This window comes from Flavimobilis marinus (genome assembly GCF_900113055.1).
Taxonomy (GTDB): Bacteria; Actinomycetota; Actinomycetes; order Actinomycetales; family Cellulomonadaceae; genus Flavimobilis; species Flavimobilis marinus.
Genome location: NZ_FONZ01000001.1, coordinates 52396 through 75167 on the forward strand (window position 1 = coordinate 52396; position 22772 = coordinate 75167).

Sequence of the window (22772 nt, forward strand, 5' to 3'; positions counted from 1 at the left end):
CTTGGGGACCCGGGAGGTCCCAGATGCTGCTCCGGCGCGCGCGATCGTCGGTACGCTCGTCCCCATGGCTTCCCACACTGCCCCGGAGTTCGTGCTGCGCCCGTTCGAAGGTCTGCCCGGTGAGGCGGACTGGGTCGCGCTGCGCGAGGTCGTGCCCGCCGCGACCGCGACGGCGCGCACCACCGCCGAGCACGGCGCCCGCGACGTCCTGATCACGACCAACCTGCCCGGCGGTTGGCCGGCGCTGCACCGCGGGGACGGCGTCGTCCTCCTCGCGCTGCAGAACCAGGCCTCGACCGGCGACGCGAGCCGCGAGCTCGCGGCAAACCTGCTCGCTGCCTTCGAGCTCGAGCCCGGCACGTCGCTGACGACGGTCGGCCTGCCGGGCTCCGGCCCGCGGCTGCAGGACATCCTCGATCTCACCGTGCCGTTCGAGGTCACCGTGCACGAGGGCTTCGACTACTGGCTCGAGGCCGACCAGGAGGTGAGCGACGAGCTGCGCGCTTCGCTCGACGACGCCGCCGCCGGAGTCATCCCGACGGTCAAGCTCGCGTCCGTCGACGCCGCGTACCTCGCCACGTTCGGCTCGCGGCGTTACGTCCGCTGGTCCTGGGCGGTCGACGAGGAGAAGCTGATCGACGCGATCGCGCGCCTGCACGCCCGCCGCGAGGCGCGCCTGGGTGACGCGCGATTCCTCGGGGCGTTCCGCTCGTCGGGCATCGTCGTGCCCGTCTGGGACATCGAGTCCAAGACGACCGTCGAGGAGATCGAGACGGCCGCGGTCGCGCTCGAGAAGCTGCTCACGGCCGCGCTCGCCGAGGACGCCCCGCTCGACGCCAACGAGCGGCGCGCGCGCGCCGGCATCGTGGCGCGGCAGCTCACCCTGCGCTGACTCCGGGTCGCCCGGGCCGGGACTGCCCGGCTCGGGCGATTTTGCGTTTTCTTGGGGTTGCGATAGCGATTCTGCAGATGCTCGTGGCCTCCACTAGGCTGAGACTCGTGACGGCGCAGCAAGACCCTGACCCGCCCGCGGGCAACGGCGAACCCATGTCAGAGGCTGACGCCGCCCTGCCCGTCGCCAAGACGCCCCGGCCCACCGGCACCGGTTCCGGCCGCACCCGCCAGCGCGTCGCGGTGGTGATCCCGGCCAAGGACGAGTCCCGCAGGATCGCTGCGACGGTTCGCGCCGCCCGCGCGATCCCGTACGTCGACATGGTCCTCGTGGTCGATGACGGCAGCGTCGACGACACCCAGCACGTCGCCCGCGAGGCAGGCGCCGTCGTCGTGCGGCACGCGCACAACCGGGGCAAGGCCTCGGCCATGGAGACGGGCGCGTCCGTGGTGGCGATGCGCGACTCCGCGGACCGGCCGCCGCGCCTGTTGCTGTTCATCGACGGAGACCTGGGCGAGACCGCGGTGAACACCGCCCCGCTCGTCCCACCGGTGCTCGAGGGGCTCGCCGACATGTCGATCGCCCTGCTGCCGCCGCAGCCGGGGGCGGGTGGGCGCGGCGTCGTCGTGAAGGCCGCCCGCCGGGCGATCGCCAAGCTCACCGGGTGGACCCCCACCCAGCCCCTGTCGGGTCAGCGCTGCCTGACGCGCCAGGCCTTCGAGGCGGCGACCCCGCTCGCCCGGGGCTGGGGCGTCGAGGTGGGGCTCACCATCGACCTCGTGCAGCAGGGCTACGTCGCGATCGAGGTTCCGTGCGAGCTGCGCCACCGCGTCTCCACGGGTGACCTGCGCGGCCAGATGCACCGGGCCGCCCAGTACCGCGATGTCCTGATGGCCGTCAACGCCCGGCGCATGCGCGGCCTGGCGTCCGGGTTCGCGCGCCGAGACTGAGCAGGTGCCTGCGGGCGTCAGGCAGCGGCGGACTCGGCCGTCGGCAGATCTCGCAGCCAGCCCGCGTACGTCGCGAGCAGGAGCGGGACGGCGACGGCGATGCCGATCGCCGGGATGACGATGCCCGAGTCGTTGAGCAGGAAGGCGATGCCGTGCGCGACGGCGAGCGCGATCAGTCCTGGGCGGAGCATCGGCACGGCGTGCACGATCGCCCCGAGGGGCGTGCCCGCGGACAGCCACCGGAGCGAGCCCCCGTCCGCGGATCGGGCCGCGTGGCGCAGCGGGCGCCCGAGGGCGACGAAGACGGCGGCCAGGCCGGCGACCGCGAGCACCGTGAACCAGGACCCGACGAGGTTGGCGAGGTTCTGCTCGGCCTTGCGGGCGATCACGGGCAGGACCTCACCGTCGAGGACGGTCTGCACGAACGCTCCCAGGTGGGTGCGCGCGGCGGGCGGGCGGGTCCAGTCCACGACCGCGAAGCCGCCGACGACGACGACGGCGGCCGCTCCGACGGCCAGCAGGCGTCGCCACGTGAGCCGGATCCCCGCGGTCATCAGGGCCAGGACGGCGAAGGCGGGAACCAGCGCGGGCGGCCCGCCGAAGTCCGCGCCGATCGACGGCAGGCCGTCGAGCGCGACGGCCACCACGCCGACGAGTGCCACGAGCATGGCGGCGAGCCGCCGGCGCCCGCGCGCGACCAGGGGGCTGGCCACCGCGACCGCGAGCAGGATCGTCACGGTGGCGAACAGCGCGAACGCGGTGTTGTTGAAGCCGTAGAACCGGCCCGCGACGAGCGGCTGGGTCCCCATGAGCGAGGCCAGTTGCAGCCGCGCACCGGTGGCCACGTCGACCGCGAGGAGCAGCGCGGTGGCGCCGGCCACGACGCCGAGGGGCGCGAGCAGGCCCCAGCGCCGGGCAGCGAGCAGGCTCGCGCCGGTGACCGCAGCGGTGAGCGCGGCGACAAGCAGCGCGACGACGACGCCGGGCGCCGACGCCCGCCACCACGGGACGAGGTTCACCAGGTAGGACGCTGCCGGCAGGGCGGATACCGCGACCGCCGCGGTCCGCACGGCGGTGAGGGCGGGGCGCGCCTCGCGCCCCTGCCAGCGGGTGAGCCCGAAGCTCACGACGCCGTACAGCACCAGGTTCACGAGCATGAACACGACGTAGTAGACGGGCACGAGGTCGCGCACGACGTCGGACTTGCGCGCGTCGTCCTGGAGCGCGGCGAACCGCTCGGCGGGCGTGGCCGAGGCGTCCTCCGCAACCCGGAGCGGCGAGCCGGTGACGGCCTCGTCGACGCCCGTGGCCGCGAGGACCGTCGCCGTCACGTCGTACGCGAGCACGTAGCCGGGCTGCCGGGTGGACGCCGACTCGAGCAGCGCGCCCGGCGCGTACCCGGGGCCGAGCAGGGCCGCGACCTGCAGGTGCGGGCGCGCCCCGGCGTCGGCGAGGGAGACGACGACGACGTCGGCCGTCGGCGCCCCTGCGAGCGCCGCGGCCAGGCGGGCGTCGATCTCCTGGACCTGGGTCGCGCGGTCGGTCTCGCCGTCGGTCCGGACCGACCCGAGGTCCACCGCGACGACGTCGGACTCGTCGGCTGCGGTGGCGACCTGGCTGGTGATGTCCGGCCCGAGCGCGGCGTAGCCGCCCGCGACGGTGCCGTCCGGGAGGGCGAGCGCGACGGCGGCTCCCGGGCCGATCGCGCGGGACGTCACGCCAGCGGCGGCCAGGGCGTCCCCGAGCTTGCCCGGCTGCGCACCGAAGTTCGCGGCGTCGGCGGCCTGGACGAGATCGCCCCAGAACGGGACGGTGCCGTCGTCGGCTGCTGTGAGCGGGCGGCAGTCTGTGCCGGCCCACGCGGTGTCGGCCGCGCGGGTCCCGGCGGAGACGGCGAGCCAGCCGTCGACGGGGCACGCGGCCGGGCGCAGGCTGCGCACCACGGCGGAGCCGACCGCGCCGCGCTCAGCGAGGGAAGCGAGCGCGGGCGTGGTGGCCGGGTCGACGTCGGTCCAGCGGACGCCGGTCATGCCGAGCACGACCACGGGCCGGTCCGGCGCGGGGGACAGGGCGGGGACGGCAGCGAGCGCGGGCGTCACCTGGCTCGCGCCCAGGCCGAGCAGCAGGGCCAGGGCGGTGACCGCATGCCGCCAGCGGACCGCGCGCGGAGTCCGGCCGCTCCCAGGAGCGGGTACCGTCATTGCTCCGCGGGCGCGAGATTGAGGGAGATCTTCGCCGACGCGCGCACGATCAGCGCGGATGGCTCGATCCACGCCTCGACCTTCTTGGCGCGCCCGATGACCTCGCCGTCGACCTGCGCCTGCTCGCCGTCGGGGATGTCCACCACCGCGCGCTTGCACTGGGTGTGCTCGATCTTGCCGATCTTGCCCGCGAGGTCGTTGCGCAGTCCCCAGCCCTGCATGACGACCTCTCCGAACAGCTGCGCCCAGCCGGCCACCCCGCCGCGGGTGTCGATCGCCGCGACGTCCATGACGCCGTCGTCGATGACGGCGTCCGGGAGCAGCGTGATGCCGCCGGGCAGGCGACCGCAGTTGCCGAACAGGATGGTGCGGACCTTCGCGCTGAGGGCGCTGCCGTCGTCGAGCCGCACGGTCATGTCGAGTCGCTTGCCGTGCAGGTGCCGCAGCGCGGCGACGAAGTAGGCGATCCACCCCACGCGGGCCTTGAGGTGGGAGTCGGTGTCGGCGACCATCGCGGCGTCGAACCCGACGCCGGCGATCACGAGGAACAGGTGCTGGGATCCCGACGGCGCGGGCTCGATCTGGCCGACGACGGTGTCGACCTTCTCGGGGTGGTCGTCGGCCTCGAGGACCTTGAGCCAGCCGATGTCGATCTTGCGGTCGCGGCCCTCGAGGGCGATGAGCAGCGCCTCGTCGAGGTCAGTGACGGGGATGTCCAGGTTCCGAGCGAGCAGGTTGCCCGTGCCGGACGGGAGCAGCCCCATGGGCTTGCCCGTGTTGAGCATGCCCTCGGCGACGGCGCGCACGGTGCCGTCGCCCCCAATCGCGACGACGACGTCGGCGCCCTGGGCGAGCGCCTCGCGCGCCTGACCCGTGCCCGGGTCCTCCTTGGTGGTCTCGAGCCACAGCGGGGCCTCGAGGCCGAGGCGCTGGCAGGCATGCTCGATGGCCGGACGCAGGGCGACGACGTCGGGCTTAGAGGGGTTGGCGACGAACGCGACCTTCTGCGCCGCGGGGACCTGCACCGCCTGCGCGCCACCACCGGGCATCCGGGTCGCGACCCCCGCAGCGGGGCGGGCGCGCCACGCGGAGATCGAGAAGCCGAGTGCGGCCAGCGCCATCACGAGGGCGGCCAGGACGGCGTAGATCTCCCAGTCGTTCATAAAGGCGAGCGTAGAGCAGGGGCGCAAAAGATAGGCTGGGCCCGTGATCGATCTCAAGCTCCTGCGCGACCAGCCCGACGTCGTCCGCGCCAGCCAGGCGGCACGCGGGGCCGACCCCACCCTGGTGGACGCCGCGATCGACGCCGACGCGCGCCGCCGCGCCGCCCTCGGCGACTTCGAGTCGCTGCGCGCCGAACAGAAGGCGCAGGGCAAGCTCGTCGCGCAGGCGTCCTCGCCCGAGGAGCGGACAGCCGCGCTCGCGCGCACCAAGGAGCTGTCGGAGCAGGTCAAGGCCCTGCAGGCCGACGCCGACGCCGCCGCGACCGCGCTCGACGACCTGCTCTTCCAGATCCCGAACGTCGTCCTCGACGGTGTGCCCCCGGGTGGCGAGGCCGACTACGTCGTCCTGCGCACCGAGGGTGCCCAGCGCGACCTCACGGCCGAGTACGGCCCTGACTTCCGGGTCCGGGACCACCTCGAGCTCGGGGAGATGCTGCGCGCGATCGACACCGAGCGCGGCGCCAAGGTCTCGGGTGCGCGCTTCTACTACCTCACCGGGATCGGCGCGCGCCTCGAGCTCGCGCTGCTGAACATGGCCGTCGACACCGCGCTCGCCGCCGGCTTCACGCCCGTGATCACCCCGACGCTCGTCAAGCCCGAGGTCATGGCCGGAACGGGCTTCCTCGGCGCGCACGCGGACGAGATCTACCGGCTCGAGGCCGACGACCTCTACCTGGTCGGCACGAGCGAGGTGGCGCTCGCGGGCTACCACTCCGGCGAGATCCTCGACCTGAGCGACGGCCCGCGGCGCTACGCCGGCTGGAGCGCCTGCTACCGCCGCGAGGCGGGCTCGTACGGCAAGGACACCCGCGGGATCATCCGCGTGCACCAGTTCCACAAGGTCGAGATGTTCTCGTACGTCCGCGTCGAGGACGCCGAGGCCGAGCACCAGGCGCTGCTGGCCCTCGAGGAGGACATGCTGCGCAAGGTGGAGCTGCCGTATCGAGTGATCGACACGGCCGCCGGCGACCTGGGCTCGAGCGCCGCCCGGAAGTTCGACTGCGAGGCGTGGTTGCCCACCCAGCAGAGGTACCTTGAGCTCACGTCGACGTCGAACTGCACGACGTTCCAGGCCCGTCGGCTCGGCGTGCGTGAGCGCGTCGAGGTCGGGGAGGGCAAGACGGAGACCCGCGCGGTCGCCACGCTCAACGGCACCCTCGCCACGACCCGCTGGATCGTCGCGATCCTCGAGAACCACCAGCAGGCCGACGGCTCGGTCCGCGTGCCGGAGGCGCTGCGCCCGTACCTGGGTGGCCTCGAGGTCCTGACCCCGGTGACCGCTTGAGCGCCGTCCCCGAAGGGGCGCGCACGGTCGACGAGCTCGCGCCTGCGCCCGGGTCCCGGATGATCGCGCTCGACGTCGACGGCACGCTCATGACGCCGGACGGCTTCATCTCGTCGGAGACCCGTGCGCTGGTGGCGGCGCTGCGCGACGCCGGGACACGGGTCGTGCTCGCGACCGGGCGGCCGCTGGTCGCTGCACTGCCCGTCGCCTACGACCTCGGGCTCGAGGGCGGCTGGGTGGTCGCCTCGAACGGCTCCGTCACCGCGCGCGCCGAGGGCCCCGAGGGCTTCACGCTCGACGAGACGATCACCTTCCGCGCGGGTGGCGCGCTCGAGGTGATCCTGCGGCACATGCCGGACATCACCGTGGCGATCGAGGAGGTGGGCGTCGGGTACTGGGTGAACGCACAGTTCCCCGACCGCACGATCATGGGACGCCAGACGGTGCACGACCTCGAGCTCCTCTCCGACCTCGACACGACGCGTCTCGTCGCCGTGGACACGGCGCGCCCCGCGCCCGAGTTCACGGCCGACGTCGCGAGCCTGGGCCTGGCCCTGACGCACTTCTCGATCGAGGAGACCAGCTGGATGGACGTCGCCCCGCGCGGCGTCAGCAAGGCGTCGGCGCTCGACCGGCTGCGCGAGAGGTTCGGCGTGGCGCCGGAGGCCACCACGGCGGTCGGTGACGGCGGCAACGACCTCGAGATGCTGCGCTGGGCCGGCCGGGGCGTGGCGATGGGGCACGCGAGCGCGGAGGTCGTGGCCGCGGCGGACGACATCACCGGATCGATCCTCGACGACGGCGTCGCGACGGTCCTGCGTGACCTCCTCGACGAGGTCACGGCCGCCGGACCGGCCTGACTCGCTCGCGTGGTGCGGCGGGGTGACTCGCACATCTCGGCTGGTGGGAGGACAATCAGCGGCGTGCATGGCATCGACGACGTTGCCCGAGCCGCAGGGGTCTCCACTGCGACGGTCTCGCGCGCCCTGCGAGGGCTGCCGAACGTCTCGAGCGCGACGCGCGAGCGGGTGCGGCGCGCGGCCGAGGAGCTCGGCTACGTCCCCTCGCCGTCGGCCGCTGCGCTCGCGTCGGGCCGGACGCGCACGATCGGCCTGATGACGCCGTGGGTGAACCGCTGGTTCTTCTCCAACGTGATCGAGGGCGCCGAGCGCGCGCTGCGCAAGGTCGGGTTCGACGCGCTGCTGTACTCGTTCGCGATCTCTGAGCACGGCCGCGAGCCCGAGGTCGACCCCGACGTGCTGCGCCGGCGGGTGGACGGGATCCTCGTCGTCGGGCTGCCGCTCGACGAGCGTGAGGTGGCCGCGCTCGAGGAGCTGCGCAAGCCCATCGTCTTCGTCGGGGCGGGCGCCCCCGGGCACGCGCTCGTCGGGGTCGACGACGAGGCCCTCGCGCGGGAGGCGACCGAGCACCTAGTGGAGCTCGGCCACACCCGGATCGGTCACATCACCGGCACGCCCGACGACCTGCGGCCGTGGACCCCGCCGGTCGCCCGCCGTCGGGGCTGGTACGAGGCGCTGAGCGCCGCGGGTGTCGTGCCGCAGAACACCTGGGAGGAGTTCGGCTACTTCGACCGCGCCGGCGCGCGTGTCTCGACGCACCGGCTGCTCGACCGCTGCCCGGACCTCACAGCGCTGTTCGTGGCGTCGGACGAGATGGCCATGGGCGTGCTCACCGCCGCACGCGAGCGTGGGCTGCGCGTACCCGAGGACCTGTCGGTCATCGGCGTGGACGGGCACGAGCTCGGCGACGTGATCGGCCTGACGACGATGGCGCAGCCGGTCGTGGAGCAGGGCGCGCTCGCCGCGGCGATGGTGCTCGAGCTGATCGCGGACAACGCGGTCGCGCGGAGCGTCACCTTCCCCGCGCGACTGGTCATCCGCACGACGACGGGGCCTCCGGGTGGCAGACCATGACGAGGGCGAGCCGTGACGCAATTGTTACGCGGGTCACTTGCATGAACGGGATGTAAACGCTTGCATGGGGTCTGACGGGGACGGGACGGACTCGCTCCAGCCCCCGAAAGTGCACCATCACACAACGTCGTGGAGGAACTCGAAGATGAGTATCAAGAAGAGCCGCGCTGCTGCGGCATCGGTCGCCGCGGTGAGCCTCGCGCTCACCCTCGGGGCCTGCATGCCGAGCGATGACGACGACACGCCCACCACCGGCGCCACCGGCACGGCGACCGGTGAGGTCAAGGAGGGCTGCGAGGACTACGCCTCCTACGGCGACCTCTCGGGCAAGGAGGTCTCGGTCTACACCTCGATCGTCGAGGTCGAGCAGGTGGACCAGGAGGAGTCGTACGACAAGTTCGAGGAGTGCACGGGCGCGACCATCAACTACGAGGGCTCGCGCGAGTTCGAGGCGCAGCTCCTGGTCCGCGTGCAGTCGGGCAACGCCCCTGACATCGCGTACCTGCCGCAGCCCGGCCTGCTGAAGACGATCGTCGAGCAGTACCCCGACAACATCGTCCCCGCGTCTCCCGAGACCGAGGCCAACGTCGACGAGTTCTTCGCTGAGTCCTGGAAGGAGTACGGCACGGTCGGAGACACCTTCTACGCCGCTCCGCTGGGTGCCAACATGAAGTCCTTCGTCTGGTACTCGCCCTCGAAGTTCACCGAGGCCGGCTACGAGGTCCCCGAGACCTGGGCCGACATGATCGAGATCTCCGACCAGATCGTCGCCGACGGCGGCACGCCGTGGTGCGCGGGCATCGAGTCCGGCGACGCGACCGGCTGGCCGGCCACCGACTGGATCGAGGACGTCGTCCTGCGCTCCGCCGGCCCGGACGTCTACGACCAGTGGGTCAGCCACGAGATCCCCTTCAACGACCCGGCGATCGTCGAGGCGCTCGGTGTCGCGGGTGACATCCTGAAGAACCCGGACTACGTCAACGGTGGCATCGGCGACGTGAAGTCGATCGCGTCGACGGCGTGGACCGACGCTGGCCTGCCGATCCTCGACGGCGAGTGCTGGATGCACCGCGCGGCGAACTTCTACCAGAACAACTGGCCCGAGGGCACGACGGTCGCCGAGGACGGCGACGTGTTCGCGTTCTACCTCCCGGCCATCGAGGGCGACGAGAAGCCCGTCCTCGGCGGTGGCGAGTTCGTGGCCGCGTTCGACGACCGTCCCGAGGTCGCCGCGTTCCAGGCGTTCCTCGCCAGCGACACCTGGGCCAACGAGAAGGCTCGCGTCACCGAGGGTGGTGGCTGGGTGACGGCCAACAACGGCGTCGACATCGAGAACCTGGCGACCGAGTTCGACCAGCTCGCCAGCTCCGTGCTCGGCGACCCGGCGTCGGTCATCCGGTTCGACGCCTCCGACCTCATGCCTGGCGAGGTCGGCACGGGCACCTTCTGGTCCGAGATGGTCAACTGGATCGCGCTCGACAAGAGCGACAAGGAAGTTCTCGACGCGATCGAGGCGTCCTGGCCTGCCAGCTGACGCACGACTGATGTAGACCGGTGAGGGTCCGTCGCCACCGAGCGGCGGACCCTCACCGTGGTCCCGCACCGAGCGGGAGGCGCCCAGCGCCCGGCCGTCCCGGCCGCCGGTTCAGAACCGATCGAGCAGCAGCGCACCGGCGCCGCCACGGAGGGTCGAAGTGGACTACATCTCGAAGTACTTCAGCTGGTTGTTCGGGGAGTACTTCCCCTGGCTGTGGGGGGAGGTGCGCAACTTCCTCCTGAACCCGGACGGCCCCGCGGACAAGTTCGTGATCATGATCATCGCGATCCTGTTCTTCATCGTGGTCATGGGCCTGATCCTGTTCCTCGTCGACCGGCCCAAGAACGCACCCCGGTGGCTCGTCGTGCTCGGGTTCGTCGGGCCGGCGGTCCTCGCGATCGGCTTCGGCCTGGTGTACCCGGCCCTGGCCACCATGTGGTCCTCGCTGTTCAACAAGAACGGCGCAGAGTTCATCGGTCTGGACAACTACGTGACGGCGGTGACCGAGCCAGCGTTCCAGACCGTCCTGCGCAACACGATCCTCTGGGTCGTCCTCGTCCCGCTGCTGTCGACGTTCCTCGGCCTCGTGTACGCGGTCCTCGTGGACCGCACGCGCATCGAGCGCTGGGCGAAGACGCTGATGTTCCTGCCCATGGCGATCTCGATGGTCGGAGCGTCGATCATCTGGAAGTTCGTGTACGCGGTCCGGGGCGCGGACTACGACCAGATCGGCCTCCTCAACCAGCTGCTCGTCTGGCTCGGGCAGGAACCCAGGTCGTTCCTCATCGACTCGCCCTGGAACAACCTCTTCCTCATCGCCGTCATGGTGTGGATCCAGACCGGTTTCGCCATGACGATCCTCAGCGCCGCGATCAAGGCGATCCCCGACGACATCGTCGAGGCAGCCCGTCTTGACGGCCTCGCCGGCCTGCAGATGTTCCGGTACATCACGGTGCCGAGCATCCGCCCCGCCCTCGTCGTCGTGCTCACGACGATCGCGATGGCGACGCTCAAGGTCTTCGACATCGTCCGCACCATGACCAACGGCAACTACGCCACCTCGGTCATCGCGAACGAGTTCTACGACCAGAGCTTCCGCAAGGCGAATGCCGGGCTCGGCGCCGCGCTCGCGGTGATCCTGTTCATCTTCGTCATCCCCCTCGTCATCTACAACGTCCGGCAGATGCGACTCTCGGAGGAGATCCGATGACTACCACCCCGGTTCCCCCCCAGGGCGTCAGCCTCGCGCAGGACGGCGAAGCCGGAGACGACATCGTCGCGGCGCCGCCGGAAGGCCCGATCAAGCGTCGGTCACGTATCGCGGCGAACAGGCTCCGGTCACCATGGGCGTCCTTCGCCGCGATCATCATCGCGTTTCTGTGGACCACGCCGACCGTCGGCCTGCTGATCACCTCGTTCCGACCCGTCGGGGAGATCAACGAGACCGGCTGGTGGAACATCTTCATCGACCCGTCGTTCACGCTCGACAACTACAGCGACGCCATGTTCGGCAACCAGACGAATCTCGGCGGGTTCTTCGTCAACTCGATCGTCATCACGCTCCCCGCGGTGATCATCCCGATCAGTATCGCGCTGCTCGCCGCGTACGCGTTCGCGTGGATCGAGTTCAAGGGCCGCTCGATCCTCTTCGTCGCCGTGTTCGCGCTCCAGGTCGTGCCCATCCAGATCACCCTGATCCCGCTGCTGCGCAAGTACGTGGACTGGGAGATCAACGGCTCCTTCTGGACGGTGTGGCTCTCGCACTCGATGTTCGCGCTGCCGCTGGCGATCTTCCTGCTGCACAACTTCATGAAGGACATCCCCGCGTCCCTCATCGAGGCTGCGCGCGTGGACGGCGCGGGGCACGTGAAGATCTTCTTCAAGGTGCTCCTGCCGCTGCTCACCCCGGCGATTGCCTCGTTCGCGATCTTCCAGTTCCTCTGGGTCTGGAACGACCTGCTCGTCGCGCTCACGTTCGCCGGCGGCCAGCCCGACGTCGCGCCGCTGACGGTCGCGATCGCGGAGCTCGCGGGCAGCCGCGGCTCGGACTGGCACCTGTTGTCCGCCGGCGCCTTCATCTCGATGATCGTCCCGGTCGTCGTGTTCCTGTCGCTGCAGCGCTACTTCGTCCGCGGCCTGCTCGCGGGCTCCGTCAAGGGGTAGCGCAGGAGGCTTAGCCTGAGCGGGTGACGAACCCGCCCGACGGGCACCCGACCGGACTCGGTCGGGTGCCCGTCCCGTTCCTGTTCCTGACGTCGGGCGCGGCCCAGTACTACGGGGCGGCGCTGGCCGTCGGGCTGTTCGCCGTCGTCGGGGCGCCCGAGGTCGCCTGGCTGCGGATCGCGGCGTCGGCCGTGCTGCTCCTCGCGTGGCGCCGACCGTTCGGCCGCGCCCGCCGGGGCATGTGGACGCGTCGCTCGCTGGGGGCCGCAGCGCTGTTCGGCATCGTGCTGGCTGGGATGAACATCTCCTTCTACGTCGCGCTCGACCACCTGGCGCTCGGCACGGCGGTCGCCATCGAGTTCCTCGGTCCGGTCGCGGTCGCGGCCGTGACCGGGCGCACCGTGCGCGAGCGCGCCGCGATCGCGGTCGCGGGGCTCGGCGTCGTGCTGCTCGCCGGTGCGACTCTCGGGGGCACCGTGGACGGGGGAGAACCCGTCGTCGGGCTGGTAGCGATCGGCGTAGCCGCCGCGTGCTGGGCGGGGTACATCCTGCTCGGCCGACGCCTCGCCGTCCGGGGTGACGGCGTCACCATGCTCGCGGTCGCCATGAGCGCCGGCGCCCTCGCCTTCGCGCCGGTGCTCGGCCCGCGGGCGATCACCGCGGTGCCCGACCTCTCTCTGGCGGCCGTCGTCGTCGGGATCGCCGTGCTGTCCTCGGTCGTCCCGTACGCGCTCGAGCAGGTGATCCTGCCGCGCCTGTCCGCGGCGGCGTTCGCCACGATGCTCGCGCTGCTGCCCGCGACCGCCGCGCTCGTCGGCGCGCTGGCGCTCGCCCAGCTGCCGAGCGCGGTCGAGGTCGTCGGCCTGGTCTGCGTGTGCGGGGCGATCATCATGACCGCACCTCGTCGCCGCTGAGACCAGTCCCGGCTCAGTCTCGCGAGCCGCCGGCGACGTCGAGCACGATCTTGCCGAAGACTCCGCCGTCGCCGAGCATGGCGTGCGCGCGGCCGGCTTCACCGAGCGGAACCGTCGCGTGCACCACCGCGCGCACCACGCCGTCGTCGACGAGCGGCCACGCGTGGGCGCGCACGGCGGCGACGATCGCCGCCTTCTCTACTGCCGGCCGCGACCGCAAGGTCGTGCCGTGCACCGAGGCGCGCTTGGTGAGCAGCGCTCCCAGGTCCACCTCTGCACGGCGTCCCTTCTGCAGCCCGATCACCACGAGGCGCCCGCCGGTCGCGAGCGCGTCGACGTTGCGGTCCAGGTAGGCCGCGCCGACGACGTCCAGCACCACGTCGGCTCCGGCTCCTCCCGTCGCGTCGCGGACGCGCGCCACGAAGTCCTCGCTGCGGTGGTCGACGACGACGAGGTCCCCGGAGGCGGCCGCGTCCGGTGCGAGGGCGGCGACCTGGGCGCAGCGGTCCGCGCCGCCCGCGGTCGTCACCACGCGAGCGCCAAGCGCCAGCGCGAGCTGGAGCGCGACGTGTCCCACGCCCCCGGACCCGCCGTGGACGAGCACGGTCTGTCCGGGAGCCAGCCGGCCGACGTCCACCAGGTTCGACCACGCGGTGCACAGGGCCTCGGGCAGTGCGGCGGCAGCGAGCAGCTCGACCCCCCGAGGCGCGGGGAGCAGCTGTCCGGCCGGCACGACGACCTGCTCGGCGTAGCCGCCGCCCGCGAGGAGGGCCACGACCGGGTCCCCGGGCGCCCAGCCGTCGACGCCTGCTCCGACGGCCCGCACGCGGCCGGAGACCTCGAGGCCGGGCCACGCCGGCGCCCCCGGAGGCGGCGGGTACAGACCCCGGACCTGAAGCAGGTCCGCCGGGTTCACGCCCGCGCCGACGACGTCGACCAGAACTTCACCCTCGGCCGCCGAAGGCCGCGGTTCCGTGGCCCAGCCCAGGACCGGCGCGTTCACGGGACCGGCCGAGCCGTCCACAACGGGTGAAGCAGACACGATGCGCATGTCTTATAGCCTACGATCGGCCCGGGAGCGCGGCGTGGCGACTGGACACGCGTCAGAACAAATCACTCCTGCACCTAATGCTCGGCGCATCAGCGGCCGATGACGTAACTACGACGCGATGTGGCTCAGTCACGGAGCGCCGGCAGCCTGGGATGTCCGGGCTCGTCGGGTCACGACCGAAAGAGGTACCGATGCTCCGCCGACTCGGAGTTCGCCGGAAGATCCTGGCGACGCTGGCCGTGCCAGTCCTCGTGCTGCTCCTCGGCGCCACCTTCCTCTCGCTCGACGCCCTCGAGCGCAGCCGGGTCTCCGGCCTGCAGCGTGACTTCTCCCTCGCGACCCGCGCCCAGGACGCGACGGTCGAGGCGCTCCAGACGGAACGCGAGCTCTCCCTCCGGATGGTGCACGGCGACGACGACCTCAGCGCAGAGCTCGCATCGGCGCGGGCCCGCACGGACACGACCATCGCCGGCCTCAACCAGGCCTTCAAGGACGTCGACCCCGAGAACGTCGAGCCCGCCGTCGTCGCCTCGATCCAGGACGCCGGCCGCTTCCGCAGCGCCGAGAACATGCGCGCGCTGCGCGGCATCGTCGACCGCGACAACGCCGACCTCGAGGCCTCGGTCCAGACGGGCTTCAACGACGTCATCAACGGACAGCTGAACGTCGCGACCTCGCTCGCCGCGTACGCCGACGACCGCAACCTCGCGCGGTACGTCGACAACTACGCGCGGGCGTCCATCGCCCTCGACCAGCTGCGGCTCGAGGCCGTCGTGGGCGAGCTCCTCATCCAGGACTACCTCGTCAGCGCGCACTCGCAGAACCAGCTGCGCGCCGCGGCCGTCCTCTTCGCCGAGGGTGACTCGGTCACGCGACGCACGAAGGACGCGATCACGCGCCTCGGGCTCGTCGAGTACCCGACCGTCACGGCGCGCTACACCAGCGTCCGCGAGTCAATCCTCGTGTCCAACCCGCGCGAGGCCAACCTCGAGGCGCGCCTCGCGTGGGCCGAGATGGTCGGCGTCGAGGTCGCGGAGCTCGCCGAGACCCGGGACGCCGTCCGTGAGGCGACGATCACCGAGGCCAGCCGCATCGACAGCGCCGTCACGCGCCAGACGATCCTGACGATCCTCGCCGCCATCGCCGCCGTCGTGCTCTCCATCGCCGTCGCGCTGCTCATCGCGCGCCAGATCACCGACCCGCTGAAGCGTCTGACTGAGGCGGCCAAGAAGGTCCGTGCGGACCTTCCGGCGCTCGTCGAGCAGGTGGCGGTCCCCGGCCAGGGCCCCGAGATGGTCTTCGAGTCGATCGCCGTCGAGACCGACGACGAGATCGGTGAGCTCGCGAACGCGTTCAACGAGGTCAACACGACCACCCTCGAGGTCGCCCGGCAACAGGCGCTGCTGCGTGGGTCGATCGCCGAGATGTTCATCAACGTGGCTCGTCGCGACCAGGTGCTGCTCAACCGCCAGCTGTCGTTCCTGGATGACCTGGAGCGGGCCGAGGAAGACCCCACGACGCTCGCCAACCTCTTCCGGCTCGACCACCTCGCCACGCGGATGCGACGCAACGCCGAGTCGCTCCTCGTGCTCGCCGGCATCGAGTCCGGTCGGCGCGTGCGCCAGCCGATGCCGCTGTCCGACGTCGTCCGTACGGCAGCCTCCGAGATCGACCAGTACGACCGCATCGACCTCGAGATCACCACCGACCCGCTGATGCTCGGTCACAACGCTCTCGCGGCCGCGCACATGCTGGCCGAGCTGCTCGAGAACGCCACGGTGTTCTCCGAGCCCGGCACCCCGGTGACTGTCCAGACCGCCGAGGACGCGCGCTGGGTCACCATCACCGTGATCGACGAAGGCCTCGGCATGAACGAGGACGAGCTCGACGAGGCCAACGAGAAGGCCGCCACCTACGCGGCTGGCGAGATCGTCGGCGCCTCGCGCCTCGGCCTCTACGTCGTCGGCCGACTCGCCCACAAGCTCGGCGCCTCGGTGCGCCTCTCGAAGGTCGAGGACGGCGCTGGCACCATGGCACGCGTCATGCTGCCGCGCGCACTGTTCGCGGAGGCGGCGCCCCTCGAGGCCCCGACCGACCCGCTCGCGCCAGAGACCCGCGCGGCCACCGAAGCCTGGGTGGCTCCCGAGATCGAGCCGGCCGAGACGCCGCTGCCGTCGCGCCTCAGCGAGCCTGAGCCGCCCGTCGGTGTGCCCGTCGACCTCGACGCGCTGACCAACGGCGCGACGGGGACCGGCATGCCCCGCCGTCGCACCCGCGCTGCCGACCCGGCGGCGCAGGCGCCGAGCGCCGCGCTGTCGCAGCAGGACGAGCGTGACATCGTGCTGCCGCCGCTGCAGGCTGCCGAGCTCCCGCAGGAGTTCGCCGCCAGCGCGGAGGAGTGGCGCCCGATCGCCTCGCCGACCATGGGTCCTGTCGGCCTCCCCAGCCGTGCACCGCGTGCCGAGGTCGCCCCCGTGGCCGAGGTCCCGGCCCCGGCGGTCGACACCCCGGCGCCGCAGCGCGCCGGGATGTTCTCGAACTTCCGCGCACGCAAGGAGTTCGAGATGCTCGAGGAGGCCCGGCGTACCAAGGCCGCCGGGGCCACCGTCCCCGCGGACGCACCGGTCGCTGACCCGAGCGCGCCCGAGGACGTCGACCGCGAGGGTCCGGCGATCACGCTGGCTGCGTCACGAGTCGCAGGCTGGGTCGGGACCGAGCAGCAGGGTGAGCCGCTGGCACGCCGACGCGACGGCGACGCCCACGCGGCCGACGGCCACGAGGTTGCTCCTGAGCCGGAGCCGGTCGAGGACGCCCCCGCTGACGAGATGGTCATCCCTGACCTCGTGCCCGACGACGACGAGCCCGAGCTGAGCGAGCCTGTCTGGACGCCTGTCATGGCGTCCGTGACCGAGGCCCCGCTCGCGACGCGCGAGACGCCGGTCGTCGACGTCGACGCCGACGACGCGCCCTTCGTGCCGCAGTTCGAGCTCGGGGCGCCTCTCAGCCAGGCATCGGCGCCGCAGAACCGACACGCCGAGGCCGACCAGAGCGTGGCGCCCGTCCAGGCCGCCGAGCCTGCTGCTTCGGGGCACGAGGACCCGTTCGGCCTGAGCGCCATGGCGGACGAGTCCGAGGCATGGTCGCCTGAGGTGGCCGCCGGCGGGTTGCAGAACCTCGAGAGCGCCGGGTGGGAGCCGCAGGCGGTCACCGAAGAGCCGAAGCCCTTCGGTGCGCACGTGGGATCCGTCGCCTCCGCCGAGGAGATCGAGGACGGCGCACTCACGACGCGCCGCGCCCGCCGTGCCCGCCACGCGGACACCAGCGGACTCACCGCGCCGTCCGTGCCGACGCCGAGCGGGGTGGGTTTCGACTTCCTGCCGCAGGCCGAGGATGGCTCCGTCATCCAGCCGTCCGGGTACTCGGCTCCGAGCGCCGGCTCCGGGTACAGCGCGCCGACGGCGTACTCGGCTCACGAGGCCGTCAGCTACCCGCCGTCGCCCGCTGCGGCGCCGGTGGCCGACGCCGCGCCCGGCTACAGCTTCGAGGCAGCGCCCGTCGAGCACGCCCCTGTCGCCCAGGGACCTTCTGCGCCGGTCGCGCCGTCCGCTGAGCCCGCACCGTGGGACGTCCCGGCGGCGGTCTCCGTGCCTGCCCCTGCGCCGCTCTCGTTCGACGAGGCGATCTCGAGTCGTTCGGAGCGCCACGAGCGCAAGCCCAAGCGTGGCCTGTTCAAGCGCAAGCCGAAGACCCCGGCCGAGGCGCCCCAGTCAGCAGCCCCGACGGCACCCTCCGTCCCGAGCGCGCTCGCGTCGTCGGCCGTGTTCGAGCCGCTGTCGCAGCCCGCTCCGGCGCCCGTCGAGGTCGCCCAGGTGGCGGAGCAGTGGGCAGCGCCCGCGCGGCTCGAGGCCCCGCAGGGGTACGAGGCGAGCCCGGTGGAGGCGTACGCGCCGCCGCGGTACGTCCCGCCGACGAGCGCGCCGAGCCAGGCGTCGGCCCCGAGCGCGTTCGAGCCCGAGCCCGCCGCGTACCAGCCGGTCGTCGCGTTCGAGCCCTTGCGCCCGGTCGCCGACGCCGCCCCCGACCTCGGCGGCGACGGATTCTCGTACAGCCCGAGCGGCTGGACTCCGCCCGCCGAGCCTGCGCCGATGGCCATGCGCTCGCCGTCCTCACCCGTCGCAGAGCCCGCTCCCGTCGCCGCACCAGCCGCTCCTGCGGCCGGGGCCTCGTGGACGAGCGGGCGCTCGATCGATGCCGAGCTGTCCGCGCGACTCGCGCTGCAGGCCGGCATTCAGGAGCAGGCTCTCGCCGAGCTCAGCCAGCTGTCGTCCTACCGCCCGAACCAGCAGGTGGCGGACACCACGAGCGCGCTCACCAAGCGGGTGCGTTCCGAGGTTCCGTCCACCACGGTGGAGGACGACGTGTCCAAGAAGATCAGCCGCGACGCGGCTGAGCTTCGTACGCGCCTCTCGGCGTTCATGAGCGCGACCAGCCGTGCCCGCGACGGGTCCCCCACGGGGTCCGACGCCGGAGACGGCACCGCGTTCACCCCCGACCCCGCCCCACAGTCGCGTTGACTCTGGAAGAAGGAGAGATAGTGTCCATCAGTACTGAGGCAACCAACTTCGGGTGGTTGCTCGACAACTTCGTTCGCACAGTTGCCGGCACCCGTCACACGCTCGTCGTCTCTGCCGATGGCCTGCTCATGGCGATGTCGGAGAACCTCGACCGGACGTCCGGCGACCAGCTCGCCGCGATCGTGTCCGGCATGTCGAGCCTGACGCGAGGAGTCTCGCGCCAGCTCAACGCGGGCAGCGTGCGCCAGTCCATCATCGAGATGGACGACGCGTTCCTGTTCCTCATGAACGTCTCGAACGGATCGGTGCTCGGCGTCGTCGCGGAAGCGACGTGCGACGTCGGCCTGATCGGATACGAGATGGCACTGCTGGTCTCCCGCACCGAGGCTACGCTGACCCCCCAGCTGATTTCCGAGATGCGCGGGAACCTTCCCGTTGATGGTGCAACGCGTCCGGCGAACGGATGAGGTGAATACAGATGTCCAAATCCACTGACGGCGTCGAGTTCGAGAGCTCGACCGTCCGTCCCTACACCGTGACTCGCGGCCGTGTGCGCTCCGCGACCTCGGACCTCCCCCTGGAGGCCTTGGTCGAGGTGATGCCTGGTGCGGTCTCAGGTACGGGGCTGACGCCGGAGAAGCGTTCGATCATCAAGCACGCCGCGCACAACTACGTGTCGGTGGCCGAGCTCTCCGCCCTGCTTCGCATGCCCATCGGGGTTGTTCGCATCGTGATCGCTGACCTCGCAGACGAGGGCTTCATCAAGGTGCACGCGACGGTCCCCGTCAACGTCCATACCGGACACGGCCAGCCGGGCTTCCAGAACCCTGCCCTGTCCCTGAGCGTGTTGGAGAGTGTTCTCAATGGCATTTCCTCCCTCTGAGTCCGCGCAGGCCCCGGCCCACGCGCCGGCGCCGACGGTCGTCAAGATCGTCGTCGCTGGAGGGTTCGCCGTCGGCAAGACGACCTTCATCGGCTCGATCTCTGACATCGAGCCGCTGAACACCGAGGCCGCGATGACCGAGCACTCGGTCGGCGTCGACGACGCCGGCGGCGTGACGGACCGCAAGACCACCACCACGGTGGCCATGGACTTCGGTCGTATCGAGCTCTCCAAGTCGCTGTGGCTCTACCTGTTCGGTACCCCCGGCCAGGACCGCTTCCTGTTCATGTGGGACGACCTGGTTCGCGGAGCGATCGGCGCGGTCGTCCTCGTGGACACCGACCGCCTCGAGCAGTGCTTCCCCGCGGTGGACTATTTCGAGTCGCGCAACATCCCGTTCGTCGTGGGCGTGAACTGCTTCGACGGGATCGCGAAGCACCGCCTCGAGGACGTGCGCGAGGCGCTGCAGATCCCGGCCCACGTGCCGATGCTCTACACGGACGCACGCTCGCGCGCGGCCACGAAGCAGGCGCTGATCGCGCTCGTGCAGCTCGCGATGGCGCAGCTGCGCGCAGCCTGAGCGGCACTGCGGGACGTACTCCCCGAAGGGCCCGGACGACGAAGCCGTCGTCCGGGCCCTTCGCGCGTCCGTGCGCGGTAGGTTGTCGCTGACGAACGACCCGCCGGGAGGGCCAGAGTGATCTACGGGGACGGCTCAGCGCTGCGCCTGACCGTGATGGACGTGAGCCACCCGTATCTCACGCAGGAGGACGGGGCCGTGGGTCCGGAGTCGATCGCGTGGCGTGCCTGGATGCGTGAGCACGAGCGTGACCTGGCCGTCACGGAGATCAGCCTCACCACCCTCCGGCGAGCCGCGGACCCGTTGGGCGCCGCCGCCCGGGAGTCGGTGCGTCAGATCGCCGCCCGGCTCACGGTCTTGCGTGTGCCGGACCGTGCGCTGGACACCGCGACGCTGGCCCAGGCGGCGCTGCCGCCCCTCGCCGCGATCGAGCTGGGCGTGGCGGTGGCGCACCCCGACGTCGCGACGGTGGCCACGTATGACCGTCGCATGGCCCGGGTGGCCCGGCTGCACGGCCTCCAGGTGGTCACGCCCGGCCGGTCGGACCGCTGGTGGGAGTGAGGGGACGGGCGGCGGCGATGTGCCAGAATGGTCCCGCGGCGGCCTCGGTGGTCGCGCGGAGGGCTGACCGAGCGGCCTAAGGTGACAGTCTTGAAAACTGTTGTGGGGCAACCCACCGGGGGTTCGAATCCCTCGCCCTCCACCACGTGCGGGCCCCGGTCGTCATGATCGGGGTCCGCTTCCGTTCCCGGGCGCAATGTCCCGGCTCAAGGCCCTTCCGAGCAGGCATGATGGGGCCCATGAAGAACAACGGGGCCGAGGATGCGCTGGAGCCGGTCGACCTGATCCGGCGCTCCGGGACCATCCTGCGGATCGGCAAGCTGAGCCTGTCCGCCGGGACGGGCAGCTACCGCGTCAAGGCGACCATGGCGCGCGTCGCCCATGCGCTAGGCCTTGACCGGCACGCAGCGCACGTCACGCTCACGGAGATCACCGCGACCTCGCACCGGGGACCGATCTTCCGCACGGAGGTCACCGAGGTCCGATCGGTGGGCATCAACGCGGACCGGCTCATGGAGATCGAGCGGACCGTGTCGCGGCTGACGCCGGGCGCCACGGTGACGGCTGTCGAGGCCGAGCTGGACCGCATCGAGACGAAGCCCTTGCTCTACGGCCCTGCCCTGAATGCGCTGTGGGCGGCGATCGCGTGCGCGGCGTTCGCGTTCCTGAACAACGGGGGGGTCATCGAGTGCCTCGGCGTGCTCGTGGCGGCGGGCGCTGGTCAGTGGCTGCGGCGCAACCTCATGCACCGCCGCCTCAACCAGTTCGGCGTGACGATGCTGGCGGCGACCACGGCCTGCATGGTCTACCTCGGTCTGATGCTCGGCCTCGACGCCATCGCGAGCACGGGGCAGGGGCACGAGGCCGGCTACGTCTCGGCGGTGCTGTTCCTGGTTCCCGGTTTCGCCCTGGTGACGGGGGCCCTGGACCTGGCGAAGCTGGACTACTCCGCGGGCGTCGCCCGGCTCACCTACGCGGTGATGATCCTGATGTCGGCGGCGTTGGCCGTCTGGGGCGTCTCCGCCCTCGTGGGGGTCACGCCGGACGCCGCGGCCCCCCTGGACCTCGATCCGGTTCTCGTGCTGTTCCTGCGCGCTCTGGCGTCCTTCCTGGGCGTCCTGGGCTTCGCGCTGATGTTCAACAGTCCGGGTCGGATGGCCCTCGGCGCCGCGACCATCGGGATGGTGGCGAACGTCGTGCGGATCGAGCTCGTGGAGCGAGGGATGGTCGTGCAGGCGGCGGCTGCCATCGCCGCGGTGATCGTGGGACTCGCGACGGCCTACGTCGCGCCGCGCCTCGATGTCCCGCGTATCACGATCTCGGTGCCGGCCGTCGTCATCATGGTGCCCGGCGTCGTCGCCTACCGGGCGGTCTACTTCCTCAACAGCGGCGACACGACCCAGGCGATGGCGCAGGCCGTCCAAGCCGGGCTTGTGGTGATCGCGCTGGCGATCGGGTTGGCGATCTCACGGATGCTCACGGACGAGGTCTGGATGTACGAGCGGTGACGCTCTCGGACGGTTTTGCAGGTGGGGTCCCGGGCCAGGTACCCTGACACGGCTTGGAGACGTCGCATAGCCAGGTCTAGTGCGCCACCCTGCTAAGGTGGTAACGGAGCAATCCGTTCGAGGGTTCGAATCCCTCCGTCTCCGCTCCGCAAGGGCTCCCGATCCGTTCGGGGGTCTTTCGCATGTATGACCCGGTCATGACCCTGAGAATCCGCAGGATCTCGCCGGTTTGGGGAACTGGCCTCGTGCGAGGTAGAGTTTCCGACGGCCCTCGGGCCACGCGCCCGTAGCTCAACGGATAGAGCATCTGACTACGGATCAGAAGGTTGGGGGTTCGAATCCCTCCGGGCGCACCGCAGAGCAACGGCACCCCCCGGGGTGCCGTTGCTGTTTCCGGGCTATGCCACACCGGCATCCCTCGCCCGCGTGACCGCGGCAATGGCCTCGGTGTGAACCAACGGTGCCACCTGGGGCTCGAGACGCAGGCTCGGCCCTCCCCCGCGCTACGACGGCCCT

The 22772-nt window shown here is 71.5% G+C and carries 18 protein-coding genes and 3 tRNA genes; 18 read left to right on the plus strand and 3 right to left on the minus strand.

Annotation, left to right across the window (positions count from 1 at the left end; translation table 11 throughout):
* Positions 1-64 precede the first annotated feature (64 nt).
* Positions 65-892: a DUF5926 family protein gene (locus tag BMZ30_RS00240; RefSeq protein ID WP_093374124.1), complete on the plus strand. Its 828-nt coding sequence runs from the start codon at positions 65-67 to the stop codon at positions 890-892.
* A 155-nt stretch (positions 893-1047) separates the two neighbouring features.
* Positions 1048-1842: a glycosyltransferase gene (locus BMZ30_RS00245; protein WP_093374125.1), complete on the plus strand. Its 795-nt coding sequence runs from the start codon at positions 1048-1050 to the stop codon at positions 1840-1842.
* A gap of 17 nt (positions 1843-1859) precedes the next feature.
* Here BMZ30_RS00245 and BMZ30_RS00250 read toward each other — a convergent pair whose 3' ends face one another.
* Together BMZ30_RS00250 and BMZ30_RS00255 are read right to left on the minus strand one after the other, a co-directional pair.
* Complete coding sequence (locus tag BMZ30_RS00250; RefSeq protein WP_093374126.1) at positions 1860-4043, minus strand: hypothetical protein; 2184 nt, start codon at positions 4041-4043, stop codon at positions 1860-1862.
* Positions 4040-5206, minus strand: a complete 1167-nt coding sequence (locus tag BMZ30_RS00255; protein ID WP_093374127.1) for a diacylglycerol/lipid kinase family protein — start codon at positions 5204-5206, stop codon at positions 4040-4042. The genes BMZ30_RS00250 and BMZ30_RS00255 overlap by 4 nt, the downstream gene beginning before the upstream one ends.
* A gap of 43 nt (positions 5207-5249) precedes the next feature.
* Here BMZ30_RS00255 and serS point away from each other — a divergent pair, with 43 nt between their 5' ends.
* From serS to BMZ30_RS00290, 7 genes are all read left to right on the plus strand, one after another.
* A complete protein-coding gene (serS, locus tag BMZ30_RS00260; protein ID WP_093374128.1) occupies positions 5250-6551 on the plus strand; it encodes a serine--tRNA ligase in 1302 nt (433 codons plus the stop codon).
* A complete protein-coding gene (locus BMZ30_RS00265; RefSeq protein WP_229828372.1) occupies positions 6548-7411 on the plus strand; it encodes an HAD family hydrolase in 864 nt (287 codons plus the stop codon). The genes serS and BMZ30_RS00265 overlap by 4 nt, the downstream gene beginning before the upstream one ends.
* 63 nt (positions 7412-7474) lie before the next feature.
* A complete protein-coding gene (locus tag BMZ30_RS00270) occupies positions 7475-8485 on the plus strand; it encodes a LacI family DNA-binding transcriptional regulator (protein ID WP_093374130.1) in 1011 nt (336 codons plus the stop codon).
* 145 nt (positions 8486-8630) lie between these two features.
* Positions 8631-10019, plus strand: a complete 1389-nt coding sequence (locus tag BMZ30_RS00275; protein ID WP_093374131.1) for an ABC transporter substrate-binding protein — start codon at positions 8631-8633, stop codon at positions 10017-10019.
* 277 nt (positions 10020-10296) lie between these two features.
* A complete protein-coding gene (locus BMZ30_RS00280; protein ID WP_093375576.1) occupies positions 10297-11232 on the plus strand; it encodes a carbohydrate ABC transporter permease in 936 nt (311 codons plus the stop codon).
* Entirely contained in the window at positions 11229-12185 is a 957-nt protein-coding gene (locus BMZ30_RS00285; RefSeq protein WP_093374132.1) for a carbohydrate ABC transporter permease, read from the plus strand. Before BMZ30_RS00280 ends, BMZ30_RS00285 begins: the two co-directional genes overlap by 4 nt.
* Positions 12186-12208: 23 nt before the next feature.
* The gene (locus BMZ30_RS00290; protein WP_229828370.1) at positions 12209-13099 is read left to right on the plus strand and encodes an EamA family transporter; all 891 of its coding nucleotides are present in this window, start codon (positions 12209-12211) and stop codon (positions 13097-13099) included.
* Positions 13100-13112: 13 nt separating this feature from the next.
* Here the strand turns inward: BMZ30_RS00290 and BMZ30_RS00295 are convergent, their stop codons facing one another.
* Positions 13113-14150 carry a zinc-binding dehydrogenase gene (locus BMZ30_RS00295; RefSeq protein ID WP_093374133.1) on the minus strand — a complete coding sequence of 346 codons (1038 nt, stop codon included), beginning with the start codon at positions 14148-14150 and terminating at the stop codon, positions 13113-13115.
* A gap of 191 nt (positions 14151-14341) precedes the next feature.
* Between BMZ30_RS00295 and BMZ30_RS00300 the strand changes: the two genes are divergently transcribed.
* From BMZ30_RS00300 to BMZ30_RS00340, 9 genes are all read left to right on the plus strand, one after another.
* Positions 14342-18724 carry an ATP-binding protein gene (locus BMZ30_RS00300; RefSeq protein ID WP_177191226.1) on the plus strand — a complete coding sequence of 1461 codons (4383 nt, stop codon included), beginning with the start codon at positions 14342-14344 and terminating at the stop codon, positions 18722-18724.
* A 17-nt stretch (positions 18725-18741) separates the two neighbouring features.
* A complete protein-coding gene (locus tag BMZ30_RS00305; RefSeq protein ID WP_093375580.1) occupies positions 18742-19191 on the plus strand; it encodes a roadblock/LC7 domain-containing protein in 450 nt (149 codons plus the stop codon).
* An 11-nt stretch (positions 19192-19202) separates the two neighbouring features.
* On the plus strand, positions 19203-19607 hold the full coding sequence (locus tag BMZ30_RS00310) for a DUF742 domain-containing protein (protein ID WP_093374135.1): 405 nt from the start codon (positions 19203-19205) through the stop codon (positions 19605-19607).
* The gene (locus tag BMZ30_RS00315; protein ID WP_093374136.1) at positions 19588-20187 is read left to right on the plus strand and encodes a GTP-binding protein; all 600 of its coding nucleotides are present in this window, start codon (positions 19588-19590) and stop codon (positions 20185-20187) included. Before BMZ30_RS00310 ends, BMZ30_RS00315 begins: the two co-directional genes overlap by 20 nt.
* A 162-nt stretch (positions 20188-20349) precedes the next feature.
* Entirely contained in the window at positions 20350-20748 is a 399-nt protein-coding gene (locus BMZ30_RS00320) for a hypothetical protein (protein ID WP_143073083.1), read from the plus strand.
* Between the two features lie 57 nt (positions 20749-20805).
* A tRNA-Ser gene (locus tag BMZ30_RS00325) sits at positions 20806-20893 on the plus strand.
* A 94-nt stretch (positions 20894-20987) separates the two neighbouring features.
* Positions 20988-22256: a threonine/serine exporter family protein gene (locus tag BMZ30_RS00330; protein WP_093374138.1), complete on the plus strand. Its 1269-nt coding sequence runs from the start codon at positions 20988-20990 to the stop codon at positions 22254-22256.
* Between the two features lie 55 nt (positions 22257-22311).
* Positions 22312-22400: transfer RNA gene (locus BMZ30_RS00335), tRNA-Ser, on the plus strand.
* Positions 22401-22536: 136 nt separating this feature from the next.
* Positions 22537-22609, plus strand: a tRNA-Arg gene (locus BMZ30_RS00340).
* Positions 22610-22772: the final 163 nt, after the last annotated feature.

What these genes read in the sequence shown, in the direction of transcription:
- BMZ30_RS00240 (WP_093374124.1), top strand. Translation starts at nt 65, where the DNA reads ATGGCTTCCCACACTGCCCCGGAGTTCGTGCTGCGCCCGTTCGAAGGT.
- BMZ30_RS00295 (WP_093374133.1), bottom strand. Translation starts at nt 14,150, where the DNA reads ATGCGCATCGTGTCTGCTTCACCCGTTGTGGACGGCTCGGCCGGTCCC.
- BMZ30_RS00245 (WP_093374125.1), top strand. Translation starts at nt 1,048, where the DNA reads ATGTCAGAGGCTGACGCCGCCCTGCCCGTCGCCAAGACGCCCCGGCCC.
- BMZ30_RS00275 (WP_093374131.1), top strand. Translation starts at nt 8,631, where the DNA reads ATGAGTATCAAGAAGAGCCGCGCTGCTGCGGCATCGGTCGCCGCGGTG.
- BMZ30_RS00315 (WP_093374136.1), top strand. Translation starts at nt 19,588, where the DNA reads ATGGCATTTCCTCCCTCTGAGTCCGCGCAGGCCCCGGCCCACGCGCCG.
- BMZ30_RS00310 (WP_093374135.1), top strand. Translation starts at nt 19,203, where the DNA reads ATGTCCAAATCCACTGACGGCGTCGAGTTCGAGAGCTCGACCGTCCGT.
- BMZ30_RS00330 (WP_093374138.1), top strand. Translation starts at nt 20,988, where the DNA reads ATGAAGAACAACGGGGCCGAGGATGCGCTGGAGCCGGTCGACCTGATC.
- BMZ30_RS00300 (WP_177191226.1), top strand. Translation starts at nt 14,342, where the DNA reads ATGCTCCGCCGACTCGGAGTTCGCCGGAAGATCCTGGCGACGCTGGCC.
- BMZ30_RS00285 (WP_093374132.1), top strand. Translation starts at nt 11,229, where the DNA reads ATGACTACCACCCCGGTTCCCCCCCAGGGCGTCAGCCTCGCGCAGGAC.
- BMZ30_RS00250 (WP_093374126.1), bottom strand. Translation starts at nt 4,043, where the DNA reads ATGACGGTACCCGCTCCTGGGAGCGGCCGGACTCCGCGCGCGGTCCGC.
- BMZ30_RS00255 (WP_093374127.1), bottom strand. Translation starts at nt 5,206, where the DNA reads ATGAACGACTGGGAGATCTACGCCGTCCTGGCCGCCCTCGTGATGGCG.
- BMZ30_RS00280 (WP_093375576.1), top strand. Translation starts at nt 10,297, where the DNA reads ATGATCATCGCGATCCTGTTCTTCATCGTGGTCATGGGCCTGATCCTG.